Origin of the sequence: Dietzia sp. UBA5065 (assembly GCA_002415925.1) — a bacterium.
Classification (GTDB): domain Bacteria; phylum Actinomycetota; class Actinomycetes; order Mycobacteriales; family Mycobacteriaceae; genus Dietzia.
The window spans coordinates 502-8953 of sequence record DIAZ01000106.1; the positions used below are offsets into that span (position 1 = coordinate 502).

Sequence of the window (8452 nt, forward strand, 5' to 3'; positions counted from 1 at the left end):
CGTTCTCGAGGAGGAACAATCGCGTCCGGGTCTCCCAGGGCGACTCGGCATCTGTGTCGACTTCCACCAGCCTGTCGAGCACGATCCGGCGACCGCGGACGCCGCGCATCCCCTGGACCAGGGCCGGTAACCGACCGATGGGCAGGACGCCCATGGTCGTGGAGGCGTCGAGCGCGCAGATCGCCTCGACACGTGGCTCGCGCCGAGCGATGTCGAAAAGGACCCACTCGGGGGTCGCGATCCGGATGTCCGGAGAGCGGCCCGAGGTGAGCACCTGGATGTGCTCGTGCGGGATCCGGTACTGCCAACCTGCCACTCCAGGCCGCTCGATCCGTCGTCCCGGCGCCACCACATCGTCCGCGAAGGTGCGCGGCGGGAAATTGTGGCCGTAGAGCGTCGCCGCGAGCCAGCCGGTCAGCGTAGCGCCCGGGTACAGCTCCATGAGTGCTTCCGCACGTGCCCAGGCGTCGATGCGGACGTTGTCGCGGACCCACAATCCGTGGTGGAGGCGGGTGTAGCCGCGATTGGTCAAACGGCTTCCGGTGAGATGTCGCAGGTCGCGGGTACGGATCGGGCCGTTGCGGGAATCGGTGCTCACGAGTCGTGACTATGCCCAGCGACCACCGTCAAACCGCGCCTTGGCAGGTCTATTCGGACTGGCCTGTGGACGCGCGCGGGCATGTGGAAATCGGACCCAGTCACCCGCAGACTCACGCCCCGAACCCGCAGACTCACGTCCCGAACGCGCAGACTCACGCCGAGAAGAGGAATTCGCGCACAGCTACTCGACCGACGCAGGCGAAATCCTCTGGACGGCGCCTGGCGGCCCTGGGGCGGGCGGGCGGTGGGGCGGTGGGGCGGTGGCGGCGGGCGGTGGCGGCGGGCCGAGGCGGTGGCGGCGGTCGGGCGGGCGGGCGGTGCCGGCGGGTGCGCTGAGCGGGTGTGACGAGCGTCGCTGACCGGGATGGACGCGGCCGGTAGGATGGACCTTTGCCCCCAGCCGGAATTCCCAGGAGATGACCCACCCATGACCACTGTCGCCGTCGTCGGAGCCACGGGCCAGGTGGGCCGCGTGATGCGCGCCCTGCTCGAGGAGCGGGACTTCCCGGCCGACAAGGTGAGGTTCTTCGCCTCCGCCCGGTCCGCCGGCACCACGCTGCCGTTCCGTGGCGAGGAGATCCTCGTGGAGGACACCGCCGCCACCACGGATGAGGAGCTGCAGGGCATCGACATCGCCCTCTTCTCGGCCGGCGGCACCATGTCCAAGGAGCAGGCGCCCAGGTTCGCGGCGGCGGGCGCTGTCGTCGTCGACAATTCCAGCGCCTGGCGCAAGGACCCCGACGTCCCGCTGGTCGTCTCGGAGGTCAACCCCGAGGCGGCGCAGAACCCGCCGAAGGGCATCATCGCCAACCCCAACTGCACCACCATGGCGGCGATGCCGGTGCTCAAGGTGCTGCACGACGCGGCCGGGCTCACGCGGCTCGTGGTGTCGACGTACCAGGCCGTCTCCGGCTCCGGTCTCGCCGGCGTGGAGACGCTCCAGGAGCAGGTCACCGGCAACATCGGCGCGGGCCACGAGCTGGTGCACGACGGGTCGGCGCTCAGGGTCGACGACAACGGGCCGTACGTCGCGCCGATCGCGTTCAACGTGCTGCCGCTGGCGGGCGCGCTGGTCGGCGACGGCTCGGAGGAGACCGACGAGGAGCAGAAGCTGCGCAACGAGTCGCGCAAGATCCTCGGCCTGCCAGGGCTGCGCGTGGCCGGGACCTGCGTGCGCGTGCCCGTGTTCACCGGCCACACGCTGAGCATCAACGCCGAGTTCGAGCGCGACATCACGCCGGACCGGGCCTGCGAGCTGCTCGCCAAGGCCCCGGGCGTGAAGGTGGTCGACGTGCCGACCCCGCTGGACGCGGCGGGCATCGACGAGTCGCTGGTGGGCCGCATCCGCCAGGACTTCTCCATCGAGGGCGCCCGGGGCCTCAACCTGGTGGTGTCGGGCGACAACCTGCGCAAGGGCGCGGCGCTCAACACCATCCAGATAGCGGAACTGCTGGTGAAGTAGCGCAGCCGCCGGTCCCGTGGTCGGTCGCGTGGGAGTCGTTCGGGAGGGCGACGACGACGAGGCCCCGCAGCCGCCCGCGGGCCGGGGCCGCCACCCGGGCCGGCACCAGCGCCCGCACCCACGAACCCCCCCACCTGAAAGGTGCCCGAACGATGACCCCGACCCTGACCCACCACGAGGGCGTCGCCGTCCTGACCCTCGGCAGCGACGAGAACCGCTTCGCCCCGGACCGGCTCGACGCCGTCAACGCCCTGCTCGATCAGGTGGAGTCGTCCGCGAAGGGACTCGTCACCGTCGGCGCGGGCAAGTTCTACTCCAACGGCCTCGACCTGGACTGGCTCATGGCGAACCCCGATCGGCTCGACTGGTACGTCGGCCGGGTCCAGGAGCTGTTCACGCGCGTTCTCACCTTCTCCCTGCCGACCGTCGCGGCGGTGAACGGGCACGCGTTCGGCGCCGGCGCCATGCTCGCCATGGCCCACGACTACCGGGTGATGCGCGACGACCGCGGCTACTTCTGCTTCCCCGAGGTGGACATCACCATCCCGTTCACCCCCGGCATGGCCGCGCTCATCCAGGCCAAGACCACCCCGCAGACCGCCATCACGGCGATGAGCACCGGCCACCGTTACCCGGGGCCCGAGGCGAGGGAGGCGGGCCTCGTGGACGCCACCGCGCCGGAGTCCGAGATCGTCGCCGCGGCCCTCGCGCGCCTGGGCCCGATCCTCGGCAAGGACCGCGCCACCCTCGGGGCCATCAAGTCCACGATGTTCAGCTCGGTCACCGAGGCGCTGCGCCAGGGCAGCGGCGGCGCCAGCCTCTGACCGCACCGCTGCTACAACACCCCTAGCTCGCGGGCCCGGGCCACGGCGGCGGTCCGCGAGGTCACGCCGAGTTTGCCGAACACGTGCACGAGGTGGGTCTTGACCGTGGCCTCGGACAGGTGCAGCGAGGCGGCGGCCTGCCGGTTGGTCGCCCCGCCGGCCACCGCGCGTAGCACCTCCGCCTCGCGGTCGGTGAGCGCCGGTCGCGGGTCGCGCAGCCGGCTCAGGAGCCGGGCGGCGACGGTGGGGGAGAGCGCGCTCTCGCCGGCGGCGGCGGCGTGGACCGCGGCCAGCAGCTCGTCGGGGCCGGCGTCCTTGAGGAGGTAGCCGCAGGCCCCGGCCTCGATCGCGCCGAGGATGTCCGCGTCCGTGTCGTGGCTGGTCAGCACCAGAACCTGAGGTGGGTCGGTGAGCCCGCGGAGCGCGGCGGTGGCCCGGACCCCGGCGGTGGCGTCCCCGGCAAAGCGCAGGTCCATCAGCACCACGTCCACGTCGCCGATCCTGCTGCGCTCCACGGCGTCGCCGGCCCCCGCCACGTCCGCGATCACCTCGACCGCGGGATCGGGGTCCAGAAGCGCCCGCAGCCCGGTCCGCACCACCGCGTGATCGTCGGCGATGAGCACCCGCACCCTCGTCGTCGTCATCCGTCGTTCCCCGGCAGCGGCAGCACCGCGCGCACCGTGGTGCCCCCGGCGACCTCGGAGTCCACGTCGAGCGTGCCACCCAGGTCGTGGACCCGCCGCGCCATGCCGTCGAGCCCGAACGCCGCGGCGGTGCGCGGGGCGGTGAGGTCGAAGCCGCGGCCGTCGTCGGCGATCGTCAGCACCACCAGGGTTGGAGAATCGGTCGGGGAATCGGCGGGCGAGCCGGTGAGCGTCAGCGTGATCCGGTGCGGCGAGCCGTGCCTGACCGCGTTGGTCAGGGCCTCCTGCGCCACCCTGACCAGCGCCGCCGCGAGCTCCGCCGGCGGTTCGCCTGTGAGCCCGCCGTCGACGGCCACCTCGAGCCCGGGATTCTCGGCGCGGACCCGGTCGGCGACCCGGCCCAGGGCCCCGGCCAGCGTGACCCCGTCGAGCGGCGCCGGTCGCAGCGCGGCGATGAGCCTGCGGGTCTCGGTGAGGTTCTCCGCCGCCACCTCGCGGGCCAGGCGGATCCGGTCCACCGCGGGGTGTGCGGGATCCGTGCGCTCGGCGGCGTGCAGCAGCATCCCGATGCTCGCCAGCCCCTGGGCCACGGTGTCGTGGATCTCGCCGGCCAGCCGCGCCCGCTCGGCCTCGCGGCCCACCTCCCGCTCCCGCGCGGCGAGCTCCGTGCGGGCGGCCACGAGTTCGGCGATCACCGCGCGCCGCGCCTGCGACTCGCGGTGCAGCGCACGCACGCCGGCCCCCAGGCCGAGTGCGACGACCGCCCCGACCGCCGGCCCGATGATCCCGGCGGGGGTGAAGCCGTCGTGCACGCCCAGCGACACCACGGCCACGGCGGCGAGCGCCGCCACCGCCGCCGCGCCCGCCCACACGCCGAGCAGGAACTGGGCCAGGAAGAACAGCGGGAACGCCAGGTAGGCGGCCTCGGGGACCTGCACCACCAGCGCCGCCCACAGCCCCAGGACGGCGGCCAGCCACCAGAGCCGGGCGGCGGCGGTGGCCTCGCGGCGGCGCGCCCACACGGTCCCGGCCACGTACACGCCCGCGAACCCGACCGCGGCCAGCACGGCCGGTAGATCGGGCTCGCCGGCGGTGTCCCGGTGCGCGCTGACCAGCGTGAGCGTCAGCAGCGCGGCCACCAGAGTGTGCAGCGCCACCTGGAGCTGAGTGAACACCACCCGCACCCCGGCCGACTCGGGCGGGAGCTCCGGGACGGACGCGGGCACAGCCGGTCCAGAGGTCGAGGTGGGCAAAGAGGTCACCCGGTCGACGCTAGTCGTCGGCGCCGTACCGCCGCATCCATCGAAAGGTGGAGTGGCGGCTCCCCCGTTCGTCCCGCGGGACCATCCTCGCGGGCGATCCGATCGCGCGTCCCCGCGACGAGTCTCGAGGCATACCGTCACGAGAGGAAAGACCCATGTTCTTCGCACTCCGCGACCTCCGCACGGCCCGGGGGCGCTTCGCGCTCATCACCGGCGTCGTGCTGCTGCTCTCCGTCCTGGTGGCGGGCCTGCTCGGCCTGACCGCCGGGCTGGCGGGCCAGAGCGTCTCCGCGCTCCGGGCCCTCGGGTCGGGCGGATCGGGCTTCGTCCTGCCCGCCGACGACAAGGGCGCCGTCGACCTCGACCGGGCCGCGCTCACCGACGGGCAGGTGGCCGCCGTCCTCGCCCAGGACCCGACGGCCGTGCCGGTGGGCATCGCCCGGATCACCCTGGACGACGGCTCCGAGACCGGCGTCTCCGCCGTCGCCGTGGGGCTGGCCGGACCGGTGGGGTCGGTGGCCCCGCCGGCCGGGGGAGGCGCGCTGGTCTCTACAGGCGTCGACGACGAGGTGGGCGCGGGCGTCGGCCGGATCGGGATCGGCGGCCGCACGCTGGCGGTCTCCGGGCACGCCGGTGATCTCTGGCATTCACACACCCCGGTCGTGGTGACCGATCTCGACACCTGGAGAGCGCTCGCGCCCCGGGGCGGGGCGGCCACCACTATGGCCGCGTCGGCGGACGCGGTGGCCGGTGCCGCTGCTGATGGTTCGGGGCTCGCTTTGGTCGACTCCGACGGACTCGTGGGCGCACTGCCGTCGCACAAGGCGGAGAACACCTCGCTGAGCACCATGACGTCCATGCTGCTCGCGGTCACGGCCCTGGTGGTGGGCGCGTTCTTCGCGGTGTGGGGGATGCAGCGTCGCCGCGACGTGGCGGTGCTCAAGGCGCTCGGCGCGTCCACCGCGGCGGTGGTCCGCGACTCGGTGGGCCAGGCGGCGGTCGTGTTGGCCGTGGGCATCGGGGGCGGGGTCGGGATCGCCGCGCTGCTCGGGCTGGCCGTGGGCGGCGCCGTGCCGTTCGTCGTCTCGGCCGGGACCACGCTCGTGCCGGCCGCGCTGCTCGCCGTGCTCGGCCTCGCCGGCGCCGCCGTCTCGCTGCGGCCCGTCGTGACGGCCGACCCCAACTCCGCGCTGGGGGCCGCCCGATGACCCGCCCTCGCCCCGCCGGTCGCGCCCCCGCGACCCCCGCGTCCCCCGTGCTCAGGATGGAGAACGTGGTCCTGACCTACCCCGACGGCGAGGGCAGGGTCACCGCCGTCGACGACGTCTCGCTCGCGATCGACCGCGGGCGCAGTCTGGCCGTGACCGGGCCCTCGGGATCGGGCAAATCCAGCCTGCTCGCGGTGGCCGCCACGCTGACCAGGCCGGAGTCCGGTCAGGTGTGGCTGGAGACCAGGGGCGGTGTGATGGACCTCGCCGGAGTGAGCCCGCGGCGCGGGGCGGAGCTGCGCCGGGACGAGATCGGCATCGTGTTCCAGCAGTCCAACCTCCTGGAGTCGCTCACGGCCCGCGAACAGCTCGAGGCGATGGCGTGGCTGGGCTCGCGGCCGTCACGGGCCAGGCGCCGCGAGGTGCGCGAGCGGGCCGACCAGCTGCTCGGCGTGGTCGGTCTGGGCGAGGCCGCGGGTCGGTCTGTGGGGGCACGGTCTGTGGGGGCACGGCCCGTCGGTGCGCTGTCCGGCGGGCAGCGCCAGCGAGTGGCGGTGGCGCGGGCGCTGATGAGAGAGCCCTCGTTGCTGCTTGCCGATGAACCCACCAGCGCGCTCGACTCCGAGTCCGGGCAGGTGGTGATGGAGCTCCTGCTGGGCACCGCGCGCGAGTTCGGGGTGGCGCTGATGCTGGTCACCCACGACACCACCAACGCGACGCGGTGCGATGCGCAGCTGCGTCTGGTCGACGGCGCGGTGGTCTAGCTCAGCCTCGTGTCAGCGGACCGGATGGTGTCTACGGAGTCTTGAAGACATCGTGGTCGCCACCCCGTCGCCACCGGCAGCGCAGCTCTCCATCCACGGTGATCAGTTCGAAGGTTGCGCGTCCGTCTGGGCTCGCGAACGACCAGGTCATTTCCAGGACTCCGGGCGCCGACCGGACCGATTTGATGCGTAGCGAGGTTGGCCACGGCGTGGACGGCTCCGTGGCGTACGCATCGCACGCTGGCGCGAACTTCTCTCGGACCACGGACTTGAACGCGATGGCGTGCTCGCGCTTGAGACGCCTGTAGTCCGAGTCGAAGGCCGGGGTGGTCTCGAACCTCACTCGGCGTCGAGTCGGTCGAGGTGGTCGAGGAAGTCCTCGGTTGACTCGTGCACCGTCACCCTGCCGGCAGCGACGTGCTCGTCGACCTCAAGCTCACGCTGTTGCCACCGCTCGGCCCAGAACCAGCGCTGGTCGGCCGGCACGGGAAGTGCGGCCCGCAATTCGATGACCCCGTCGTCACGCTCGGTCATCTCCACCTGCGCCCCGGGCTGGTCCAGGTGCAGCCGACGCCGGACGTCCGCGGGCAGGAAAGCAGCTGAGTGATTCCCTGCTCGGTTTCCTCCTCTGTCACTTGTCTGGTCTCGTGGCCCACGGGTCGGTGCGACGCCACAGCGCAGGCAGCTCCAGGTGGACTCCGTCCCGCTCGGCGCACGCCGTGAGGACGCGCATCGCGGCGTCGAGGTCCTCGACCGCGTAGGGGAGTGCCCGCAGGGGCTTGGTCAGTGGCCGGAAGAAGTCGTCCCAGTGGGTGAGGATGACCGACTCCGCGCCCACGGCCGTCACGGTCTGGGCCCAGTAGCGCTCGATGTACTCCCGGGGCTGATGACCGAGCTGCCCCACGGCGAGGTAGACCACGTCGGCGCGGCGCCCGTCGAGCATCCCGGGCCGGAAGCCGGCGCTGCTGTGGACGAGCGCGGACCGCCCGGAGCCGTGGTGGTCGATGAGGATCGACCACGTCTCGCCGCATTTGTACGCGCGCACCGGGGCGGGCTGGGCGACCGCGCGCTCGATCACCCCTTGGATGCGGTCGGGGTGCGAGTGCTCGGACTCGAGGAAGGTCAGGGTGAAGCCGCCGAACGTCAGCGCCTCGCCCGGGGCGACGGTGGCGATGCGATCCGGGGGCAGCCGGGCCCCGCGCCCGAGCTGCGCGGTCGACTCCCCGCCGACGAGCGTGGCGCCGGTGCGCTGGGCGACGGCGGCCGAGTCGAGGGCGTGGTCGTAGTGGGAATGCCCGCAGGCCACGGCGTCGAGGGTGTCCACCCCGGCGGTGCGCAGGGCGTGGTCGATGCGTGCCGGGTCGCTCCGCAGGGGGGTGAGGAGCGTCCGGGCCGGGGAAGGTCGGGTGAAGAACCCGTCGGTCATGACGGCCGACTCGCCGTCGTCGAACAGCAGGGTGGTCACGCCGAGGAAGGACACCGTGAGCGGGGAGGTCGGCGAGGCCGGCGGCGTCGAGGGCCGCGCCCGGTACGCGGCCAGGTCGGGTCGGCCCCATCTGAACTGCATGGTCACGCCTCTCGGGTCGGGTCGCGGCCGGGCTGCCGGCCACCACGGCCGCAGTGTATGACGCTCGGCGGGCCCGCGGCCGGTCTCCGGTCGTGCGGAGGCCTGTCTCTTATACACATCT

General features: G+C 73.1%; 9 protein-coding genes. 4 read left to right on the top strand and 5 right to left on the bottom strand.

The genetic code is table 11. From position 1 onward, the window contains the following. A partial coding sequence (locus tag B4M60_RS08100) for a hypothetical protein (RefSeq protein WP_291082066.1) occupies positions 1–598 on the bottom strand: 598 nt, incomplete at its 3' end. Positions 599–1027: 429 nt separating this feature from the next. Between B4M60_RS08100 and B4M60_RS08105 the strand changes: the two genes are divergently transcribed. Then, a complete protein-coding gene (locus B4M60_RS08105) occupies positions 1028–2062 on the top strand; it encodes an aspartate-semialdehyde dehydrogenase (protein WP_291082067.1) in 1035 nt (344 codons plus the stop codon). Positions 2063–2214: 152 nt separating this feature from the next. Continuing rightward, entirely contained in the window at positions 2215–2886 is a 672-nt protein-coding gene (locus B4M60_RS08110) for an enoyl-CoA hydratase/isomerase family protein (protein WP_291082069.1), read from the top strand. Between the two features lie 11 nt (positions 2887–2897). Here B4M60_RS08110 and B4M60_RS08115 read toward each other — a convergent pair whose 3' ends face one another. Together B4M60_RS08115 and B4M60_RS08120 are read right to left on the bottom strand one after the other, a co-directional pair. Next, positions 2898–3530 (bottom strand): response regulator transcription factor, encoded by a 633-nt coding sequence (locus B4M60_RS08115; RefSeq protein ID WP_291082071.1) that lies wholly within the window; start codon positions 3528–3530, stop codon positions 2898–2900. Continuing rightward, positions 3527–4756, bottom strand: a complete 1230-nt coding sequence (locus tag B4M60_RS08120) for a sensor histidine kinase (RefSeq protein WP_291082073.1) — start codon at positions 4754–4756, stop codon at positions 3527–3529. The genes B4M60_RS08115 and B4M60_RS08120 overlap by 4 nt, the downstream gene beginning before the upstream one ends. A gap of 191 nt (positions 4757–4947) precedes the next feature. Between B4M60_RS08120 and B4M60_RS08125 the strand changes: the two genes are divergently transcribed. Together B4M60_RS08125 and B4M60_RS08130 are read left to right on the top strand one after the other, a co-directional pair. Further along, positions 4948–6000, top strand: coding sequence for an FtsX-like permease family protein (locus B4M60_RS08125; protein WP_291082075.1), 1053 nt, complete (start codon positions 4948–4950; stop codon positions 5998–6000). Continuing rightward, entirely contained in the window at positions 5997–6764 is a 768-nt protein-coding gene (locus B4M60_RS08130; protein WP_291082077.1) for an ABC transporter ATP-binding protein, read from the top strand. The genes B4M60_RS08125 and B4M60_RS08130 overlap by 4 nt, the downstream gene beginning before the upstream one ends. Before the next feature lie 339 nt (positions 6765–7103). Here the strand turns inward: B4M60_RS08130 and B4M60_RS08135 are convergent, their stop codons facing one another. Then, the gene (locus B4M60_RS08135) at positions 7104–7298 is read right to left on the bottom strand and encodes a hypothetical protein (RefSeq protein ID WP_291082079.1); all 195 of its coding nucleotides are present in this window, start codon (positions 7296–7298) and stop codon (positions 7104–7106) included. Between the two features lie 97 nt (positions 7299–7395). Then, positions 7396–8452 (bottom strand): MBL fold metallo-hydrolase (locus B4M60_RS08140; protein ID WP_349679617.1); only part of this gene is annotated, 1057 nt, incomplete at its 5' end.

Coding starts and splice junctions, on each gene's coding strand:
- B4M60_RS08105 (WP_291082067.1), top strand. CDS start 1,028: ATGACCACTGTCGCCGTCGTCGGAGCCACGGGCCAGGTGGGCCGCGTG.
- B4M60_RS08110 (WP_291082069.1), top strand. CDS start 2,215: ATGACCCCGACCCTGACCCACCACGAGGGCGTCGCCGTCCTGACCCTC.
- B4M60_RS08115 (WP_291082071.1), bottom strand. CDS start 3,530: ATGACGACGACGAGGGTGCGGGTGCTCATCGCCGACGATCACGCGGTG.
- B4M60_RS08125 (WP_291082075.1), top strand. CDS start 4,948: ATGTTCTTCGCACTCCGCGACCTCCGCACGGCCCGGGGGCGCTTCGCG.
- B4M60_RS08130 (WP_291082077.1), top strand. CDS start 5,997: ATGACCCGCCCTCGCCCCGCCGGTCGCGCCCCCGCGACCCCCGCGTCC.
- B4M60_RS08135 (WP_291082079.1), bottom strand. CDS start 7,298: ATGACCGAGCGTGACGACGGGGTCATCGAATTGCGGGCCGCACTTCCC.